This is a genomic window from Xanthomonas sp. SS (genome assembly GCF_014236835.1).
Taxonomy (GTDB): domain Bacteria; phylum Pseudomonadota; class Gammaproteobacteria; order Xanthomonadales; family Xanthomonadaceae; genus Xanthomonas_A.
The window spans coordinates 2,592,075-2,611,739 of record NZ_CP051190.1 but is presented as its reverse complement, the minus strand read 5'-3'; the positions used below and the strand labels follow the sequence as shown (position 1 = coordinate 2,611,739).

Below are 19,665 nucleotides of genomic sequence, written 5' to 3'. Positions count from 1 at the left end.
CGGCGTATATTGAGCGTCCGCTCGTTACCCGTTGCCTTTCGTGAATTTTGCCGATCCCGATTACACCGACACGGTGCCGTTGCCTTCGCGCAAGAGCCTGCTCGCGCTGAGCGAGCTGATCGACGAAGGTCTGGTGCTGTTCCGCGCCGACGGCCGTCTGCTGCTGGCCAACAGTGCCGCCCGCGGCCACCTGTGCAATGCCGAAGTCTTCGACGACTGCGCCCTGGGCGAACGCCTGGCGCAGTGGCTGCCCAGCGATGCGCTGTCGCAGGCGCGCAGCAACGGCCGCTGGAGCGGCAGCCTGCCGACCGAAGAACACGTGGTGCTGGCGCATCTGTATTTCCATGCCGACGGCGACGATGGCCACTTTCTGGTGCTGATCCAGGGCATCGAAGGCCAGCAGGACTACGAACAGGAACTGCAGCAGCGCCACGCCGAGTTGCGCCAGGCCTATCTGCGCCTCAACGGCGCGCAGGAAAAGCTGCTGCAATCGGAGAAGATGGCCTCGATCGGCCAGCTCGCCGCTGGCGTCGCGCACGAGATCAACAACCCGATCGGCTACGTGCATTCCAACCTGGGCAGCCTGCAGGAATACCTGCGCAGCCTGTTCACCCTGATCGAAGCCTACGAGCGCGCCCTGCGCGCGCCGGATCCGAAGGCGCTGATCCCGGAAATCGACGACATACGCAACCGTTTCGACATCGACTTCATCAGCCGCGACCTGCCGCAGCTGATGGCCGAGTCGCGCGAAGGCATCGAGCGGGTGACGCGGATCGTGCGCGACCTCAAGGATTTCTCGTACTCCGGCCGCGAGGAATCGTGGAAGCTGGTGGACCTGCATTCCGGGCTCGAATCCACGATCAACATCATCTGGAACGAGCTCAAGTACAAGGTCACCCTGGACCGCCACTACGGCAACCTGCCGCTGGTCGAGTGCCTGCCGTCCGAGCTCAACCAGGTGTACATGAACCTGCTGCTCAACGCCGGCCAGGCGATCGGCGAGCGCGGCACCATCGTGGTCAGCACCGGCCAGGACGGCGAGGAGGTCTGGATCGAGTTCAAGGACTCCGGCGCCGGCATTCCGGCGGACCTGCTGCAGCGCATCTTCGACCCGTTCTTCACCACCAAGCCGGTCGGCAGCGGCACCGGCCTGGGCCTGTCGATCTCCTACGGCATCATCAACAAGCACCACGGCCGCATCGACGTGACCAGCAACGTCGGCGAGGGCTCCAGCTTCCGGATCGTGATTCCTGTTCGGCAGCCTAAGTAGGAGCCGGGATTTGGGATTCGGGATTGGGGATTCGCAAGAGCCGCACATCCCGCTTTCTTGTTGGTATGCCGGGAAGGGAACAGCGAACGGCAAACGCTTTTGCCAATCCCGAATCCCGAATCTCCAATCCCGGCCCTTTGGCGAATCCCCAATCCCGAATGCCGAATCCCGGCCCGTCAGGGCCCAGCATCCCGCCGCTGTTCGTCATGCGTGCGGAACGCCTGGCGGATGTGTTCGCGCAGTTCGTCGTCGTTCCAGGGCTTGGTCAGGAAGCGGTAGATCGCGCCGCGGTTGATCGCGTCGGTGACGGTGGCCAGGTCGGTGTAGCCGGACAGCACCAGGCGGATGGTGTCGGGGTAGAGCATCTTCACCCGGCCCAGGAACTCGGTGCCGCTCATGTCGGACATGCGCTGGTCGGACAGGATCACCTGCACGTCGTTGGTGGCTAGCAGGTCGAAGGCGTCGCGCACGTTGCCGGCGGCCAGGATCCGGTAGCCGTCGCGGCGGAACAGGCGCACCAGCGAGCGCAGCACGTTCTCCTCGTCGTCGAGCAGCAGCAGGGTGCGGTCGGGGCGGGTCTCGGTGAACGATTCCGGGCGCAGGTAGCGGCGCCGCAGCGCCATGCCCGCGGCCTCGGCCGACATCGGTTCGCCGAACAGGTAGCCCTGGAAGATGTCGCAGTCGTTGCGGCGCAGGAAGCCCAACTGCGCCTGCGATTCGACGCCGTTGGCGATCACCACCATGCCCAACTGGTGGCCCATGGCGATGATGGCGCGGGCGATCGCCGCCTCGCGGTTGCCGGCCGGCGCGCTCTTGATGAAGCTGCGGTCGATCTTCAGCTTGTCCACCGGATAGCGCACCAGCGCGCTGAGGCTGGAATCGCCGGTGCCGAAGTTGTCCAGGCTCAGGCTGATGCCCTCGCGGCACAGGTTGGCCAGGGTCTCGTGGACGAAGTTGACGTTGTTGGTCAGCGCGCTTTCGTTGATCTCCAGCACCATCATCTGCGGCGGCACGCCGGCCGCCTGCAGCGCCGACATCACTTCGTTGAAGAAGGTCGGGCGCAGCAGCTGCAGGGTGGAGACGTTGACCGCGATGGTGAAGTCGTCGAAGCCCTGGTCGCGCCACAGCCGCGCCTGGCGCAGCGCGCCTTCCATCACCCAGGTGCCGATCTGCACGATCACGCCCAGCCGTTCGGCGGTGCGCATGAACCGTTCCGGCACCAGGATGCCCAGCGTCGGCGACTGCCAGCGCAGCAGCGATTCCATGCCGACCACGCGGCCGTCGCGAGCGCTGACCATCGGCTGGTAGCGCAGGCGCAGCTCGCCGTTGGGGATCGCATCGACGATCTGCCGCGAGATGATGCTCTCGCTGTGCGCGCTGGGCGGGCCGTCGGCCGCGTACAGGCGCACCATGTTGCCGCCTTCGCGCGCGGCCTGGTAGACCGCGTCCTCGGCATAGTCGAGCAGCGTGGACAGGCGCGTGGAGTGTTCCGGGCACAGGCTCACGCCGATCTTGCCGGTCATGAACAAGGTGTACGGCAGCACCGACAGCGGCAGCTCGATCTGCTGCCGGATCTCTTCGGCGAAGGCCTCCGGCGGCGGCACGTCGGCGGTGCGCGGCACCGCCATGACCAGTTCGTCGCTGCCGTGGCGCCACAGCAGGCCGCGCCCGCGCAAGTGCGCCTGCAGCCGATGCGCCAGCAGCGCCAGCGCGTGGTCGCCCACTTCCGCGCTCATGTTCTCGTTGATCGAGGCGAAGTGGTCGATGTCGATGTGCAGCAGCATCACCCCCGGCCCGCCGGCCAGCGACTCGGCGATCATGCCGGTCAGCGCGGGGTGGCCTGCGCCCAGGCGCGACGGAAGTTCGTCGTCTGGCGGCACGGGGACAGCGGGATTCCACATCGTTTCAGGGTCCAGGTGGGTGCGTCGGCGTCGCCGCCGTCGTATAGGGCAGGCACAGCGTCACCCGCGTGCCGGCACCGGGCGCGGTGTCGATCTGCAGGGTACCGCCTGCGCTCTGCGCGCGCTCGCGCATCACGATCAGGCCCAGTCCGCGCGGTCCGGCCGGATCGAAGCCGTCGCCGTCGTCGACCACCTCCAGGCGCAGCTGGCGGTGCTGCTCGTCGCTCAGCGCCATGCGCACTTCGCCGGCGCAGGCGTGGCGCAGCACGTTGGTCAGGCTTTCCTGGGCGATGCGGAAGCAGGCCTGCTCGACCTCGCCGCTGGGCCGTGCGGGCAGGGTGGCGATCTCCAGCTGCAGGCGCACCGGCGAGGCGCGGAACAGCATGCCGGCCTGCCAGCGCAGCGCCGCCTCCAGGCCGAGCGCGTCCAGCTGCGGCGGGCGCAGCAGGGTGGACAGGTTGCGCAGCTTGGTGATGCTGCTGTCGGCCAGCTGCACGATCTCGTTGAGGTCTTCGCGGCGGCGCTCGGCATCGGCTTCGTCCAGCGCGGCATGCGCGGACAGCTTCATCGCGGTGATCGCCTGGCCGATGTCGTCGTGCAGGTCGCGCGAGATCGCGCGGCGCTCGTCCTCCTGCAGCGAGAACAGCCGCCGCGCCATCGCCTGCAGCTCGCGGTTGCTCAGCGCCAGCGCGTCGCGCATGCGCTCGGGCTCGCTGAGGTCGCGCACGATCAGCAGCTTGCAGTCGCGGCTGCTGTAGCGCACCTTGCCGAACGACAGCCCGGCGTGGAACAGCGAACCGTCGCGGCGGCGCATGCGCGCGGCGGCGCCGCGCTCGCCCTTGTCGCCGGCATCGCGCATCTGCTCGCGCACCTGCTGCAGATCGCTGGGGTAGACCAGGCCCTGCAGCGGTTCGCCGAGCAGGTTCTCGCCCTCGTAGCCGAACTGCCCGGCGCAGGCGGCGTTGGCGTACAGCACGTGCTCCTGGTGCAGGATCGCCACCCCGTCGGGCAGCACCCGTACCAGTTCGCGGAACTGCTCCTCGCGCTCGTGCAGCAGGCGCCGCGAGCGTTCGTGCTCGGTCACGTCCTGCAGGGTGCCGCGCACGCAGGCCGCGCCATCGTCGTCGCTGGCCGATTCGGCGCGCAGGTGCAGCATGCGCGCCTGGCCGTCGGCGGCCAGCACCGGCAGCAGCATGTCCAGTTGCACCGGCGCGGCGCCGCACAGGTCCTCGAGCATGCGCTGGATGCGCGCCTGCGACGCCAGGTCGGCGGGGATCAGCAATTCCTCCAGGCGATGCTGGCGCGGCGCCTGCGGCGCGCGCCGGCCGAGCATCTGGTAGACCTGATCGGAATAGCGGCCCAGGCCGCTGCCCGGGTCCAGTTGCCAGGAGCCGAGGCGGGCGATCGCCTGCGCTTCCTCCAGCCGCAGCAGCGCCTGGTCGCGGCGCTGCTGCGCCTCGTGCTCGGCGCTGCGGTCGCTGATCACCACCAGCCGCGCGCCGCGGCCGCGGTAGTCCAGGCCGGTGCTGCGCGCCTCGACCATGCGCTGGCTGCCGTCGCGCAGGCGCAGCGGCTCGGCCACCACGCAGACCTTGGACGGGGCGTCGCGGATCGCCTGGATCACCTCGCTCATGCGCTCGGCGGCGTCGGCCGGCCACAGCCGGCCCAGTTCCAGGCCGACGAAGCTGTCGTGCGGCCAGCCGAAAAAGGCGATCGCCGCCGGATTGACGTCCACCACCCGCAGCGTTTCCGGATCGTAGACCAGCATCGGGCTGGGGTTGGCCTGGAACATCTGCCGGTAGCCGGCCTCGGACAGCGCCAGCTGCGCATGCACCTGCACGGCGCCGCGCACCAGCGGGCGCAGCAGGCAGTACAGGGCGATGGCGGTCAACAGCAGGAACACCGCATCGTTGACCAGTTGCAGCACGGCCAGGGTGTGCGTGTCGTTCACGAACCGGACCAGCAGCAGGTCGCTGCCCAGCGACCAGATCAGGCCGATCAGCAGGTACAGCAGTGCGGTCCGCCAGATTCCCCGGTCCAGCCGCTGCGCCAGACGCATGCCCGCGGACGGGGAGGTCGGGGAGAGATCGCGTTGTGGTTGCATGCCCCGACAGCCCGATGCGGCGGTATTCGTCCACCGCCATCTTACCGGCAAGCGGCCATTGCGGCCCAGCGCGCCCGGCGCCGCCGCCGGCCCGGCGCTCAATTAATGCCGCCGGGTGCCGTTATCTCCTTCGTCCGCCAGCACCAGCGCGGCAGAAACGGAGCACCTCGGCGTGGATCAAGGCGTCATCGCAAGCTTGCTGCAGCATCCGCTCACCTCGGCCGTGGTCCTGTTGGACGCCGAAGGGCGGCCGCTGGCCGCGAACCGGGCCGCGCAGGCGCTGGAGCTGCCGCGCACGGTGGAGGCCTATGCCGAGCTGATGCGCGACGTGCGCGAGCGCCTGCTCAACGGCGAGAGCATGCTCGCCTGCGCGCTGCCCGGTACCGCCGGGCGGCGCCTGGACGGGTGGCTGCGCGCGGTGCGCGACGACGCCGGCGCGCTGTTGGCCTATACCCTGAGCGTGCCCGAGCCGGTCGGCAGCGACGGCGCCACGCGCTGGGAAATCGCCCTGGACAGCGCCGAACACGGCCTGTGGGACTGGGACATCCCCAGCGACCGGATCTTCCGTTCCGAGCGTTGGAAGCAGATGCTCGGCTACGAGGGCGACGCGCCGGACTACGGACTCAACACGCTGCTGCCGCTGGTGCACAACGACGACCAGGCGCGCCTGCGCGAGGCGATCCGCGCCCATTTCGAAGGCCGCAGCGCGACCTACGTGTGCGAATTCAGGCTGCGCCAGCAGGACGGCCAGTGGCGCTGGATCCTGGACCGCGGCCGCATCGTCGCCCGCACCGCCGATGGCAGCCCGCTGCGCATGGTCGGCACGCATACCGACATCCACGAACAGAAGCTGCTCGAGCAGCGCCTGCGCGACCAGCAGACCCTGCTGCGCGAGGCGCAGCGCATGACCCGCATGGGCAGCTGGTCGTGGGATCCGCTGCAGAACCGGATCTGGTGGTCGCGCGAGTTCCTGCGCGTCACCGGCCTGACCGAGGAGCAGGTGCCGAGCAGCCGCGGCTGGCTGCGCCTGCTCAGCCGCGAGTCGGCGGCGCAGGTGATCTCCACCTGGCGGCGCATGCAGCGCGACGGCAAGCAGGCCAATTTCGAGGTCGAGCTGGTGCGCGGCAGCGAAGCGCCGCTGCACCTGCGGGTGTGGGCGCAGCCGCAGCTGGAAGCGGACGGCAGCGTGCAGCGCGTGCTCGGCCAGGTGCAGAACATCACCGAGCAGCGCCAGACCGACGCGCTGATCCGCTGGCGTACCGAACTGCTCAACCGCGTCTCCGCGCTGGGCAAGATCGGCGGCTGCGAGATCGAGGTCGGCACCCGGCGCATGCAATGGACCGAGGAGTGCTACCGCATCCACGGCCTGCGCAAGGAAAACATCGACCTGGACCAGGCGCTGGCGCTGTACACCCTGGATTCGCGCGACGCGTTCGAAACGGCGCTGGCGCGGATCGCCCACGGCGGCCTGCCCGAGCAGCTAGACCTGTGCTTCCATCGGCCCTCCGGGCACCGGGTGTGGGTGCAGGTGCTGATCGAACTGGACGACCGCGACGGCCTGCCGCCGCGCTTCGTGGTGCTGTTCCGCGACATCAGCCGCGAACGCGAAGCCAGCGAGCGGATCGAACTGCTGGCCCACTACGACCTGCTGACCGGGCTGCCGAACCGGCAACTGCTGCGCGAGCAGGCGGAAGCGGCGATGCACGACGCGGTGGAGCGCGGCAGCACCCTGGCGATGCTGTTCGTCGACCTGGACGGGTTCAAGAGCATCAACGATTCCTTCGGCCATGCCACCGGCGATGCGCTGCTGAAACTGGCGGCCACGCGCATGCACCAGCAACTGCGCACCAGCGACCTGTTCGGGCGCTTCAGCGGCGACGAGTTCCTGGTGGTGCTGCGCGACCTGGCCGAGCCGGGCGACGCCGGCCATGTCGCGCGCAAGCTGATCGCGGCGCTGGCCGAGCCGCTGCACAACGGCGAGAACGTGATCAAGATCGGCGCCAGCATCGGCATCGCCTTGATGGAAGACGGGCGCCAGGACTTCGACAGCCTGCTGCGCGCCGCCGACGCGGCGATGTACGCGGCCAAGGAATCGGGCCGCAACACCTGCCACTACTACAGCCAGGACGTGCTGCTGCGCGCGCAGCGGCGCCTGGAGATCGAGCATGCGCTGCACGGTGCGCTGGACCGCGAGGAGTTCTCGCTGGTGTACCAGCCGTTGGTGCACGCGGCCGGCGAACGCGCGCCGGCGGTCGAGGCGCTGTTGCGCTGGCACCGCCCCGGCCACGGCCATTGCAACCCGGCCGAGTTCATTCCCATCGCCGAGGAATGCGGCGAGATCGTGCGCCTGGGCGACTGGGTGATCAACGAGGCCTGCCGCCAGGCCGCGGCCTGGGATGCGGCGGGGCTGAGCTTCGACCGCGTGTCGGTCAACGTCTCGGCGATGCAGCTGCGCGACCGCGGCTTCGCCGAGCGGGTGATCGAGCTGTGCCAGCGCAACGGCTGGTCGCCCAAGCGGCTGGAACTGGAACTGACCGAATCGGCGCTGATCCGCGACACCGAATCGCTGCGCCGCTGCTTCGAACTGTTCGAGCAGGAAGGCGTGCTGCTGGCGGTGGACGACTTCGGCACCGGCTTCTCCAACCTGCATTACCTCAACCGCTTCCCGGTGCAGCGGCTGAAGATCGACCGCAGCTTCGTGCAGGACATGTTGATCGACAGCGGTACCGCCAAGGTCACCCAGGCGATCGTGCAACTCGGCCATGCGCTGGGCATGCAGGTGGTGGCCGAGGGGGTGGAGACGGCGCAGGAAGAGGCGCTGCTGCGCGAGCAAGGCTGCGACGAGATCCAGGGCTATCTGCACTCGCGGCCGCTGCCGCCGCGCGAGCTGGCGGCCTGGCTGCGCGCGCGCCAGGCCGAGACGCCGGCGACGCTGCCGCGGCTGGTGCTTGCTGGTCAGTGAACGCGCGTTGCCGGCGCCCGCCGGACGCCGTTGCGGCACCGCAGTTGCTGGCTATACTTCGCGCCCATCGTTCCCGGCCAGAGGCCACTTCCTTGGACAGTCATCCTAGACCGACGCTGCAGCTGTCGAGCTGACAGGACCGCCAAGGTCTGGGTTCGTCCCAGATGGGTCCCGTCCGCTCAGGACGGGATCGTTCGCCAGCGCCGCACCGGCGCTGGCAAGACACTCCCGCAGTACGCAAGCCCGATCCGCGAGGACCCCGAGCGTGGCCCCTGGCGTTTCCGCATTCCGGAGCCGCCCATGCATCTGTCGTCGTCGTTGTCGCCATGCGCCGTGTAGTCGCTGCCGGTTCCACGTGCGCGTGCCGGAACCGGTCCGTGGTCGGCGCATGCAGCAGCCGCTGCTCGATCCTCACTGCACGCCAACGTGCGGCGTCTGTGCGCCTGCCGTTCGCACCGGCGGCAAACCGATCTGGCCTGGTCGCGAACGCGCCGCGGCCCTGGCCGACGCCTGCACGCTTGCCGCGATCGACGCCGCGACCGGCATCGACCCGATGGCCGCTCGGCGCACCACGAACGCGGCGCAGCAGCGGCTGACGCTTGGCTTGAATATTCGCCCGCCACACTGAGCGGTCGTCCCGCGCCTGTTTCCCTCACTCCTCCCAACCCATGCGGCGCCACTGGCGTCGCCGTCCTGCCGGAACCTTCCCATGGTGCTATTCCCCCGCGACCGCAACGCGCCCGGCACAGTCGCCGCACGCCCCGGCGTGCTGCCCAATTTCCACGATCTGGCGGTGTTCGCGCTGCTGCTGGCGCTGGGCGTGCTGCTGTTGCACGGCGCCGCCGACATGCGCGCGCCGCTGCCGCCGCCGGGCACCGAAGCGGTCTCGCTGGATCTGCGCCAGCTGCCCGAATACGGCCTGCGCACCACCTTGCGCATGTTCGCGGCGATGGCCGCCTCGCTGGCGTTCACCTTCGTCGTGGCGACCCTGGCGGCCAAGAGCCGCCGCGCCGAGCGGCTGATCGTGCCGGCGCTGGACATCCTGCAGTCGGTGCCGGTGCTGGGCTTTCTGACCTTCACCGTGACCTTCTTCCTGGGCCTGTTCCCCGGCCGCCAGATCGGCGCTGAGCTGGCCTCGATCTTCGCCATCTTCACCAGCCAGGCCTGGAACATGGCGTACTCGTTCTACCAGTCGCTGCGCAACGTGCCGCGCGACCTGGACGAGGTCACGCGCGGTTTCGGCCTGTCGTCGTGGCAGCGCTTCTGGCGGCTGGAAGCGCCGTATGCGACGCCGGCGCTGATCTGGAACATGATGATGTCGATGTCCGGCGGCTGGTTCTTCGTGGTCGCCTCCGAGGCGATCACGGTCGGCGACCACACCCTGGAACTGCCCGGCATCGGCTCCTACCTGGCGTTGGCGATCGCGCAGCGCAATTTCGCCGCGGTCGGCTGGGCGGTGCTGGCGATGGGCGTGCTGATCGTGCTGTACGACCAGTTGCTGTTCCGTCCCATCGTCGCCTGGTCGGACAAGTTCCGCGCCGAACTCACCGCCTCGCAGGACAAGCCGCAATCGTGGCTGTACGACCTGCTGCGGCGCACGCGCCTGGCCAAGCGCCTGGTCGCGCCGCTGGCCTGGGTCTGGCAGCGCACCTTGCTGCTGCGCTGGGCACCGCGGCGCCCGCGTCCGGCGGCTCCGCTAGTGCAGAACGCCAGCAGCAATGTCTGGGGCGACCGGCTCTGGAGCGCGGCGCTGGCGATCGCGGGATTGGCCGCAGCGTGGTTCGCGTTCGATTACGGCCGCCAGCACCTTGGCCTGCACGACCTGGCCGAAGCGTTCGGCGGCGGCCTGGCCACGCTGCTGCGGGTGGTGGTGCTGATCGCGCTGGCCAGCGTGGTGTGGGTGCCGATCGGGGTGTGGATCGGACTGCGCCCTAAGGTGGCCCAGCGGGTGCAGCCGCTGGCGCAGTTCCTGGCCGCGTTTCCGGCCAACGTGCTGTTCCCGTTCGCGGTGCTGGCGATCGTGGCCACCGGCGCCAATCCGAACATCTGGCTGTCGCCGCTGATGATCCTGGGTACGCAGTGGTACATCCTGTTCAACGTGATCGCCGGCGCCAGCGCGTTTCCGACCGACCTGCGCGAGGCGGCCACGGTCTACCAGCTGCGCTCGTGGACCTGGTGGCGGCGGGTGATCCTGCCGGGCATCTTCCCGTACTACATCACCGGCGCGCTGACCGCTTCCGGCGGCTCGTGGAACGCCAGCATCGTCGCCGAACTCGCCAGTTGGGGCGACACCCGGGTGCAGGCCTACGGGCTGGGTTCCTACATCGCCCGCGCCACCGCCGCCGGCGATGGCGCGCGGGTGCTGCTCGGGGTCGCGGTGATGTCGCTGTTCGTGACCGCCTTCAACCGCGCGGTGTGGCGGCGCCTGTACGCCTTCGCCGAACGCCGCCTGCGCTTCGACTGACCATCCTTGGAGATTCCGACCATGACCTTTTCCGCAAGCGCGCCCGAGCGCGCCCCGCTGGTCCGCGTGCACGGCGTGCGCAAGAGCTACGACAAGGGCGGGGCGACGCCGCTGGTGGTGCTGGACGATGTCGACCTGACCCTGCATTCGGGGCAGATCGTCGGCCTGCTCGGACGCTCCGGCTCCGGCAAGTCCACCCTGTTGCGCGCCATCGCCGGTCTGCTGCAGCCCAGCGCCGGCAGCATCGTGTTCCGCGACGCCACCCCGACCCAGGCGATCGACGATATCGCGATGGTGTTCCAGAGCTTCGCGCTGTTCCCGTGGCTGACCGTGCTGCAGAACGTGGAAGTCGGCCTGGAGGCACGCGGCGTGGCCGCCGACGAACGCCGCCGCCGGGCATTGGCGGCGATCGACCTGATCGGCCTGGACGGCTACGAGGGTGCCTATCCAAAGGAGCTCTCCGGCGGCATGCGCCAGCGCGTGGGCCTGGCCCGTGCGCTGGTGGTGCGGCCGAAACTGCTGTTGATGGACGAACCGTTCTCGGCGCTGGACGTGCTGACCGCCGAGACCCTGCGTACCGACCTGCTCGACCTGTGGTCGGAAGGGCGCATGCCGATCGAGTCGATCCTGATGGTCACCCATAACATCGAGGAAGCGGTGCTGATGTGCGACCGCATCGTGATCTTCGGGGCCAATCCAGGCCGGGTGATCGGCGAGATCCAGGTCACCCTGCCGCAACCGCGCAACCGCCTGGCGCCGGCGTTCCGCGCCCTGGTCGACGACATCTACGCGCGCATGACCGCCAGCCCGCAGCGGCCGCAGGCGCGCGAAGGCGTGTTCCCCGGCAGCGGCATCGCCATGGTGCTGCCGCGGGTGTCGAGCAACCTGCTGGCCGGCTTGGTCGAGGCGGTGGCGGCCGAGCCGTACCACGGCCGCGCCGACCTGCCGCCGCTGGCCGCCAGCCTGCAACTGGAGGTGGACGAACTGTTCCCGATCGCCGAAACCCTGCAGTTGCTGCGCTTCGCGGTGTTCGAGCAGGGCGACCTGCAGCTGACCCCAGCCGGGCAGCGCTTCGCCGAACTCGGCACCGACGCGCGCAAGCAGATGTTCGCCCAGCACCTGGCCACCTACGTGCCGCTGGCCGCGCACATCCGCCGCGTGCTCGACGAACGCCCGACCCACCATGCGCCGGCGCGGCGTTTCCGCGACGAACTGGAAGACCACATGTCCGAGGACTATGCGGCCGAAACCGTGCAGGCGGTGATCAGCTGGGCGCGCTACGCCGAGTATTTCGCCTACGACAAGCAGGCGGACCTGTTCTCGCTGGAGAATCCCAGCTGACTTCATCGATGCGCAATGCGACAGCGCCCATGTAGGAGCGGCTCTACGTGGCCTAGGGCCATCAGCCGCGACAGGATCTATCGGTAACGCCTGTCGCGGCTGAAGCCGCTCCTACAGGGTTTTGCGCGCCCAGACAGATGCCGAACAAGCCGGGTGCAGCGATGTCGCGATGCGGTCGCAGCACACTGCCGCAACCGCGCAGATTACTTCAGTCGTTGTCGGCGAGCGCCGCGTAGCCCGGCAGCGGCTGCGGCGTGCCGGCCGCGGCGATGGCGGCCCCGCTCAGGCCCATGTCCCAGGCCAGGCCGGCCCAGATCAGGTCGGCGATGCTATCGCTCTGCGCCGTCGGGCCACGCCCGCCGAGCATCTGCCGCAGTTCGGCCTGCGCCAGCATTTCCATCTGCCGCAGCGCGCTGCCCGGCTGCCGCCGCGCCACGACGGGCGTGACGTTGGCGGCCGCACCCGGTGCCGGGTGCGCGTGAGCGGGCAGGACGCCGTGCTCGGCGCTCAGGTCGTCGCAGGACATAGCCTCGACTCGGGACTGGGACTGGAAAGGCATCGGCTCGAACGGTCGGAGGAGGGCAGACACGACAAGCCCCGGACAGGGCCGGGGACTGGTCGTTTCATCGTAGGACGGGGTGCACGCGGTATCGGTCAGAACAACTCGACGGTGCCGGCGCCCATGCTCTGCTGCGCCACCGCCTTGTGCGGCGGACGCTCCCACTCCACGCGCATCTCGCGCAGGCGGGTGCCGACCCGTTGCAGGGCCTCGACCAGTTCGTTGTCGAACACGCCACCGTTGCGATGCAGCAGTTCCTGCAGGCCCACGGCCTCGCGGTTGATCGCGGTCAGGCGGTCCAGGTGGGTGTGCACGCCACCCAGGGCCTGGGTGGCGATGTCCTCGAACTGCAGGGAACGCACCGCTTCGGCGACGCTGCTGTCGATGGCACGGCCGCACTCGGAAATCTCGCGCATGCCTTCGCCCAGCGAATTGTTGATCGCCGCCACGTTGTCCAGCATCGACGCGGCTTCGGCGCGCGCCTCGCGGGAACGGTCCATGTCGCGCGAGGCCATGTGCGAAACCGTCTCGCGGACCTTGGCGATGGCGTCCTTGGAGCTGTGCGCCAGCTTGCGGATCTGCTCGTTGAAGGTGGTCGAGCGCTCGGACAGGTTGCGCACCTCGTCGGCGACCACCGCGAAGCCGCGGCCCGCCTCGCCGGCACGCGCCGCTTCGATCGCCGCGTTCAGCGCCAGCAGATTGGTCTGGTCGGCGATCGACTTGACGTCCTCCAGCAGGGCGAAGATGCCGTCCAGGTGCTGCGACATGTCGTCGATGTAATGCACCGTGGCGCTGCTCTGGCCGCTGACCTGTTCCAGCGCCTCGACCAATTGCTCCATGCGGTGGCTGGCATGCTGGGCGAAGCGGGCCACGTCGACCCCGGCACCGCCGTCGTCGCCGGCGCGGTCCACGATCCGCGCAAGCGCCACGCTCTGCTGCCGCGACTTGCGGTTCATCGCCTCGAAGCTGCCGCCCAGGCCGCTGACCGCCTGACGGATCAGTTCGCGGGCCCGTTCGATTTCGCTGCGCGAGCCCTCGATCTCGTTGCCGACGAAGTTGCGCAACTCCGACAGCAGCTGATCCTGCTCGCGCATGATCTTGGACTGCTCCGGCGAGCGCCGGCTCTGGCTGTAGGCTGTCCAGGCGGCGAAGCCCAGCCAACTCAACGTCATCGTGGTGAGGATGGCCCAACGGACCGGGGCCGGCCAATCGAAACCGGCGGCGATGGGGAACAGCAGCGTCAGGGCGAGCGGGGCGGCCAGACGGATTAGGAGGCGTGAGTACATGGACGTTCTCGGCAGATTCACAATTGCTGTATCGGCCGTACCCCCTCGGTCTTTAGCCGCCAGATGGAGCGGATCGCGTCGGCGCGGCAAAAAAACGTGCGCTGCATCGAGCCCCTGCCGGCAGCGCCAGCGCCCCGCCAGCCAACGCTCAGCCCAGCGCGCGGTCCACCGCGTCGATCATGCGCCGCTTGGCCAGCAGGAAATCCCACAGGCTGCCGCCCATCTGCCGCCACAGCACCGCCGAGCGCACCGCGGCCAGCAACAGCGCGCGGATCTCCGCCACCACCCCGGCTTGGCCCAGGTAATGCGGATTGCCCTGCACCATCACCCGCGGGCGCAGGTGGCTGATGGTGTCCGCATACAGCTGGCCGAGCGCGCCGATTATCTCCGGATGCGCGCTGTCGGCGTGTTCGGCCAGCATCGGCGCGATCCGGGCGATGCCGGCGGTGACCTTGGCGCTGGTCTCGGTGTCGCGCACGAAGCGCCGCTCCAGCTGCAGCACCGCCAGCGCCAGCCGCGGCAGCGCCTCGTCCTGGCCCTGGTTGCGGAAATAGTTGTGCAGCAGGCGCAGCCCGGGCGCGACGTCGCCGACCCGGCCATAGACCGCCTCCGGCGTGTCGGCGTCGGTGCGGAACACGCTGTCCAGCAGGGTCCGCACCAGCGACGCCTCGGACTGCCCGGTCTCGGCGATGCGCCGCACCTGCTGCAGGGCCTGGGCGACGCCGGCCAGCGCCAGCACGCGCGCGTCCATGGAATCGGTCATCGGGTGGTTTCCTCATGTAGATCGGTGCGCTGCGCCAGACGGCGTTGCAGCGGGGCATCGGTGGTGGCGATCACGGCGCCGCCCAGGCACTCGTCGCCCTGGTACAGCACCAGCGACTGGCCGGGGGTCACGGCGCGCTGCGGGCGGGCGAAGCGCACCGCCAGGGTGCCGTCGTCGGCCACCTCGACCGTGCACGGCTCGTCGGCCTGGCGGTAACGGGTCTGCGCGGTGCAGTCGAAGCGCCGCGCCGGCGCCGACCCGGCGATCCAGTGCGCGGCTTCGGACTGCAGTTGCGTGGACATCAGATGCGGGCTGTCGCGATCCTGGTCCACGTACAGCACGTTGCGCGCCACGTCCTTGCCGACCACGTACCAGGGCGCCGCGGCGCGGCCGCGCACGCCGCCGATGTTCAGGCCCTCGCGCTGGCCCAGGGTGAAATAGAACACCCCCGGATGCTCGGCCACGACCTGTTCCTGCGGGTCGCGGATTTCGCCGCGCCGGGCCGGAAGGTAGCGGCTGAGGAACTCGCGGAAGTCGCGCTCGCCGATGAAGCAGATGCCGGTGGAGTCCTTCTTCGCGTGGGTCGGCAGGCCGGCCTCGCGGGCGATGCGCCGCACCTGTTCCTTGGGCAGCTCGCCGACCGGGAACAGGGTCGCGGCCAACTGCGCCTGGCCGAGCTGGTGCAGGAAATAGCTCTGGTCCTTGTTGCGGTCCACCCCGCGCAGCAGCCGCCAGCGGCCGGCGGCGAAGGCCACCCGGGCGTAGTGGCCGGTGGCGATGCGCTCGGCGCCGAGTTCGCGCGCCGCGTCCAGGAAATGCTTGAACTTGACCTCGCGGTTGCACAGCACGTCCGGGTTGGGCGTGCGCCCGGCGGCGTATTCGGCCAGGAAGTGGGCGAACACGCCTTGCCAGTATTCCTGCGAGAAATCGCGGAAGTGGAACGGCATGTCGAGCAGGCCGCATACCGCCACCGCGTCGCGGCGGTCGTCCTCGGCGCGGCAGTCTCCGCTGCCGTCGTCGGCCCAGTTCTGCATGAACAGGCCGGCCACGTCGGCGCCTTGCTGCACCAGCTGCCAGGCCGCCACCGACGAATCGACCCCGCCGGAGACGCCGACCATGATCCGCGCGCCGTTCATGCCAGTTGCCGCACCAGGTCCAGCGGATAGCGCTTGCCGGCGAGGAAATCGGCGGCCACCTGCCACACCAGCGGGCTGCGCCAGCGCGGCGCGGCGGCCTCCAGCTCGGCCGGGGTCATCCACAGGGCGCGCACGATGCCGTCGTCCAGCGGCCGCTGCGGGTCGTGCGCGACCGGCTCGGCGGCGAAGGCGAAGCGCAGGTAGTGGCGGCCGTTGTCGGCCTTCCACTGGTAGGCGCCGATGAACGCGGTCAGCCGCACCTGCCAGCCGGTTTCCTCCAGCGTCTCGCGCAGCGCCGCCTGCAGCAGGCTCTCGTCCGGCTCCAGGTGCCCGGCCGGCTGGTTCAGCACCAGCGCGCCGGCGATGGATTCCTCCACCTGCAGCAGGCGGCCGTCGCGGACCACCACCGTGGCCACGGTCACATCGGGCTGCCAGGGGCCGGAAGCCAGCGCCATCAGAACGCGTCCTTGCCGGCGTTGAGTTCGGCATCCATCGCGTCGGCGCCGCGCGCCGCCGCTTCCAGCGCCTCGCGCAAGGCGGTGTCGTCGGCATCGGCGGCCACCTTGACCACGAACACCGCGGTGCCGCCCTGGCGCACCCAGCCGCCGAGGATGTCGGCTTGCGCGTCTTCCAGCAGGCGGTTGGCGATCGCGCTGGGCAGGGTGTCGCCCTTGGCTTGGTAGGCCGGCGACCAGATCTCGCGGATCCGGTAGCTGCCGAAACTCTCCACCGGCGAGCGCACGTAGATCAGCTGCTGGCGCTCGCGGCCCTGTTCGCGCAGCCCGAACAGCAACTGGTAGTCGCCGTCGGCATCGGCCTGGACGTCGTAGCCCATTGCCTTCAGGCGCTTGCCCAGCGCCTGGTCCGGCGCGGCTGCGGCTGGCACAGAGGCCACCAGGAGCGCGGCGAGCAGGGCGGCCGTGCGGAAATTCGTCGAATGCATGCGTTGCGCCATCAAAGAAGGGGAATTGTGCGGGCAGGATCGGCGATCGTCCAATCCGGGCCGACAGCGGCCGTATATAATCGGCACATGCCTCGCAAGAATTCTTCAGACCACGACCACGGCGTAATGGTGGAGACCGGCAAGCCCGAAGTCGCCCGCCCGCCGATGTACCAAGTGCTGTTGCTGAACGACGACTACACCCCGATGGACTTCGTGGTGACCGTGTTGCAGCAGTTTTTCTCGCTGGACCTGGAGAAGGCCACGCAGGTGATGCTGCACGTGCATACCCGCGGCCGCGGCGTCTGCGGCGTGTATACCCGCGAAGTGGCTGAATCCAAGGTAGCTCAGGTGAACGAGTTTTCGCGGATGAACCAGCATCCCCTGTTGTGCACGATGGAAAAAGCCTGATATTGGTAAGCGTCGGTCACCGGTTTGCCCGGACTAACGCGGTCTGAACACACTGATCCGATAGGGTTGTGGAAATTCGCAACTCCAGCCGCATATTGTTGGCAACAGACGTCGGAGTGAACCATGTTCAGCAAAGATCTCGAGCAAACCATCGGCCAGTGCTACAAGCGCGCCCGGGAAGCCCGCCATGAGTTCATGACGGTCGAACACCTGTTGTTGGCATTGCTCGACAACCCTTCGGCGCAGGCGGTGCTGAAAGCCTGCGGCGCCGATACCGAGCGCCTGCGCGGCGAGTTGGAGCAGGCCATCGAGGCCTCGGTGTCGCGCCTGGCCGAAGACGACGGCCGCGACACGCAACCCACGCTGGGCTTCCAGCGGGTGCTGCAGCGCGCGGTCTACCACGTGCAGTCCTCGGGCAAGAAGGAAGTCACCGGCGCCAACGTGCTGGTCGCGATCTTCGGCGAAAAGGACTCGCATGCGGTGTATTTCCTGAATCAGCAGGACATCACCCGGCTCGACATCGTCAATTACCTGTCGCACGGCATCGCCAAGCTCGGCGAGGAGGGCGAAAGCCCGGCGCCATCCGATGGCGAGGCCAAGGGCGAGGCGGGCGAGGGCGAGGCCAAGGGCGACGCGCTGGCCGAATACGCCAGCAACCTGAACGAACAGGCGCGCAATGGCCGCATCGACCCGCTGGTCGGCCGCGCCGACGAGATCGAGCGCACCATCCAGGTGCTGTGCCGCCGGCGCAAGAACAACCCGCTGTACGTGGGCGAGGCCGGTGTCGGCAAGACCGCGATCGCCGAGGGCCTGGCCAAGCGCATCGTCGAGGGCAGCGTGCCCGAGGTGCTGGCCGACGCGGTCATCTATTCGCTGGACCTGGGCGCGCTGGTCGCCGGCACCAAGTACCGCGGCGACTTCGAAAAGCGTCTGAAGGGCGTGCTGACCTCGCTGAAGAAGGTGCCCAACGCGGTGCTGTTCATCGACGAGATCCACACCATCATCGGCGCCGGTTCGGCGTCGGGCGGCACCATGGACGCCTCCAACCTGATCAAGCCGGCGCTGGCGTCGGGCGATCTGCGTTGCATCGGTTCGACCACGTTCCAGGAATACCGCGGCATCTTCGAGAAGGACCGCGCGCTGGCGCGGCGCTTCCAGAAGATCGACATCGTCGAGCCGACCGTGGGCGAGACCTTCGAGATCCTGCAGGGCCTGAAGCCCAAGTACGAGGCGCACCACGGCGTGACCTACGCCGACGACGCGCTGCAGGCGGCGGTGGACCTGTCGGTGAAGCACATCGGCGACCGCCTGCTGCCGGACAAGGCGATCGACGTGATGGACGAGGCCGGCGCGCGCCAGCGGCTGCTGCCGCAGGGCGTGCGCAAGGAACTGATCGACATCGAGGAGATCGAGACCATCGTCGCCAAGATGGCGCGGATCCCGGCCAAGCAGGTCAGCGCCACTGATAAGGACGTGCTGCAGCACCTGGAGCGCAACCTGAAGATGGTGATCTTCGGCCAGGATCCGGCGATCGAGACGCTGGCCTCGTCGATCAAGCTGGCGCGGTCGGGCCTGGCCAATCCGGAAAAGCCGATCGGCAACTTCCTGTTCGCCGGTCCCACCGGCGTCGGCAAGACCGAGGTGACCAAGCAGCTGGCGCTGCAGCTGGGCATCGAGCTGGTGCGCTTCGACATGTCCGAGTACATGGAGCCGCATTCGATCAGCCGCCTGATCGGTGCGCCCCCGGGCTATGTCGGCTTCGACCAGGGCGGCCTGCTGACCGAGAAGATCGTCAAGACCCCGCACTGCGTGCTGCTGCTGGACGAGGTGGAGAAGGCGCATCCGGACATCTTCAACATCCTGTTGCAGGTCATGGACCGCGGCGTGCTGACCGACACCAACGGGCGCGAGGCCAACTTCAAGAACGTGATCCTGGTGATGACCACCAACGCAGGCGCTACCCAGGCCTCGCGGCGCTCGATCGGCTTCACCAAGCAGGACCATTCCACCGACGCGATGGAGAGCATCCGCCGCAGCTTCACCCCGGAATTCCGCAACCGCCTGGACGCGGTGGTGCAGTTCCAGCCGCTGGCGTTCAGCCACATCCTGCGCGTGGTCGACAAGTTCATCATCGAACTGGAGATGCTGCTGCAGGAGAAGCACGTGTCGCTGTCGGCCACCCCGACCGCGCGCGACTGGCTGGCCCAGCACGGCTTCGACCCGTTGATGGGCGCGCGGCCGATGGCGCGGGTGATCCAGGACAAGGTCAAGCGTCCGCTGGCGGACGAACTGCTGTTCGGCAAGCTGGTCGGCGGCGGCCGCGTCACCATCGACGTGCGCGACGGCGAGCTGGTGGTGGATGCCCAGGCCGAGCCGGAGCGCCTGCTGCCGGCGACCGTCGAGTGATGGCGCGCTAGAACGCCAGGCACGACAAAAGGCGGCTGCAGCACCTGCAGTCGCCTTGCGATGTCACCGATTCAGACGAGAAGGCGGCCGTTGGCCGCCTTTCTCATGACCGCTGCGAGGCG

At 68.9% G+C, this 19,665-nt stretch carries 15 protein-coding genes; 7 read left to right on the top strand and 8 right to left on the bottom strand.

The window, feature by feature from the left end; translation table 11 throughout:
- Positions 1-40: 40 nt before the first annotated feature.
- Positions 41-1,270, top strand: coding sequence for an ATP-binding protein (locus tag HEP74_RS10800; RefSeq protein WP_185812885.1), 1,230 nt, complete (start codon positions 41-43; stop codon positions 1,268-1,270).
- A 176-nt stretch (positions 1,271-1,446) separates the two neighbouring features.
- On the opposite strand, the gene HEP74_RS10795 is transcribed toward HEP74_RS10800, so the two are convergent.
- Both HEP74_RS10795 and HEP74_RS10790 read right to left on the bottom strand, forming a co-directional pair.
- On the bottom strand, positions 1,447-3,171 hold the full coding sequence (locus HEP74_RS10795; RefSeq protein WP_185812884.1) for an EAL domain-containing protein: 1,725 nt from the start codon (positions 3,169-3,171) through the stop codon (positions 1,447-1,449).
- A gap of 4 nt (positions 3,172-3,175) precedes the next feature.
- Positions 3,176-5,275 (bottom strand): PAS domain-containing sensor histidine kinase, encoded by a 2,100-nt coding sequence (locus HEP74_RS10790; protein WP_255427716.1) that lies wholly within the window; start codon positions 5,273-5,275, stop codon positions 3,176-3,178.
- A 172-nt stretch (positions 5,276-5,447) separates the two neighbouring features.
- Here HEP74_RS10790 and HEP74_RS10785 point away from each other — a divergent pair, with 172 nt between their 5' ends.
- The 4 genes from HEP74_RS10785 to HEP74_RS10770 all read left to right on the top strand — a co-directional run bounded on the left by HEP74_RS10785 (position 5,448) and on the right by HEP74_RS10770 (position 12,042).
- Positions 5,448-8,237 carry a sensor domain-containing protein gene (locus HEP74_RS10785; RefSeq protein WP_185812883.1) on the top strand — a complete coding sequence of 930 codons (2,790 nt, stop codon included), beginning with the start codon at positions 5,448-5,450 and terminating at the stop codon, positions 8,235-8,237.
- A 388-nt stretch (positions 8,238-8,625) separates the two neighbouring features.
- Positions 8,626-8,865: a hypothetical protein gene (locus HEP74_RS10780; protein ID WP_185812882.1), complete on the top strand. Its 240-nt coding sequence runs from the start codon at positions 8,626-8,628 to the stop codon at positions 8,863-8,865.
- Between the two features lie 81 nt (positions 8,866-8,946).
- On the top strand, positions 8,947-10,701 hold the full coding sequence (locus HEP74_RS10775; protein WP_185812881.1) for an ABC transporter permease: 1,755 nt from the start codon (positions 8,947-8,949) through the stop codon (positions 10,699-10,701).
- 21 nt (positions 10,702-10,722) lie between these two features.
- Positions 10,723-12,042, top strand: coding sequence for an ABC transporter ATP-binding protein (locus HEP74_RS10770; RefSeq protein ID WP_185812880.1), 1,320 nt, complete (start codon positions 10,723-10,725; stop codon positions 12,040-12,042).
- A 208-nt stretch (positions 12,043-12,250) separates the two neighbouring features.
- Here the strand turns inward: HEP74_RS10770 and HEP74_RS10765 are convergent, their stop codons facing one another.
- The 6 genes from HEP74_RS10765 to HEP74_RS10740 form a co-directional block, all read right to left on the bottom strand.
- Entirely contained in the window at positions 12,251-12,568 is a 318-nt protein-coding gene (locus HEP74_RS10765; protein ID WP_185812879.1) for a hypothetical protein, read from the bottom strand.
- A 128-nt stretch (positions 12,569-12,696) separates the two neighbouring features.
- Positions 12,697-13,887: a methyl-accepting chemotaxis protein gene (locus HEP74_RS10760; protein WP_185812878.1), complete on the bottom strand. Its 1,191-nt coding sequence runs from the start codon at positions 13,885-13,887 to the stop codon at positions 12,697-12,699.
- Positions 13,888-14,035: 148 nt separating this feature from the next.
- Entirely contained in the window at positions 14,036-14,650 is a 615-nt protein-coding gene (gene hflD / locus HEP74_RS10755; RefSeq protein WP_185812877.1) for a high frequency lysogenization protein HflD, read from the bottom strand.
- On the bottom strand, positions 14,647-15,786 hold the full coding sequence (gene mnmA / locus HEP74_RS10750; RefSeq protein ID WP_185812876.1) for a tRNA 2-thiouridine(34) synthase MnmA: 1,140 nt from the start codon (positions 15,784-15,786) through the stop codon (positions 14,647-14,649). Before mnmA ends, hflD begins: the two co-directional genes overlap by 4 nt.
- Positions 15,783-16,241 carry an NUDIX hydrolase gene (locus tag HEP74_RS10745; RefSeq protein WP_185812875.1) on the bottom strand — a complete coding sequence of 153 codons (459 nt, stop codon included), beginning with the start codon at positions 16,239-16,241 and terminating at the stop codon, positions 15,783-15,785. Before HEP74_RS10745 ends, mnmA begins: the two co-directional genes overlap by 4 nt.
- Positions 16,241-16,741, bottom strand: a complete 501-nt coding sequence (locus tag HEP74_RS10740) for a hypothetical protein (RefSeq protein ID WP_185812874.1) — start codon at positions 16,739-16,741, stop codon at positions 16,241-16,243. The genes HEP74_RS10745 and HEP74_RS10740 overlap by 1 nt, the downstream gene beginning before the upstream one ends.
- Before the next feature lie 75 nt (positions 16,742-16,816).
- On the opposite strand from HEP74_RS10740, the gene clpS reads away from it, so the two are divergent.
- Complete coding sequence (gene clpS, locus HEP74_RS10735; RefSeq protein ID WP_046979857.1) at positions 16,817-17,137, top strand: ATP-dependent Clp protease adapter ClpS; 321 nt, start codon at positions 16,817-16,819, stop codon at positions 17,135-17,137.
- Positions 17,138-17,260: 123 nt separating this feature from the next.
- Positions 17,261-19,543: an ATP-dependent Clp protease ATP-binding subunit ClpA gene (gene clpA / locus HEP74_RS10730; protein WP_185816424.1), complete on the top strand. Its 2,283-nt coding sequence runs from the start codon at positions 17,261-17,263 to the stop codon at positions 19,541-19,543.
- The last annotated feature ends 122 nt before the right edge of the window (positions 19,544-19,665 follow it).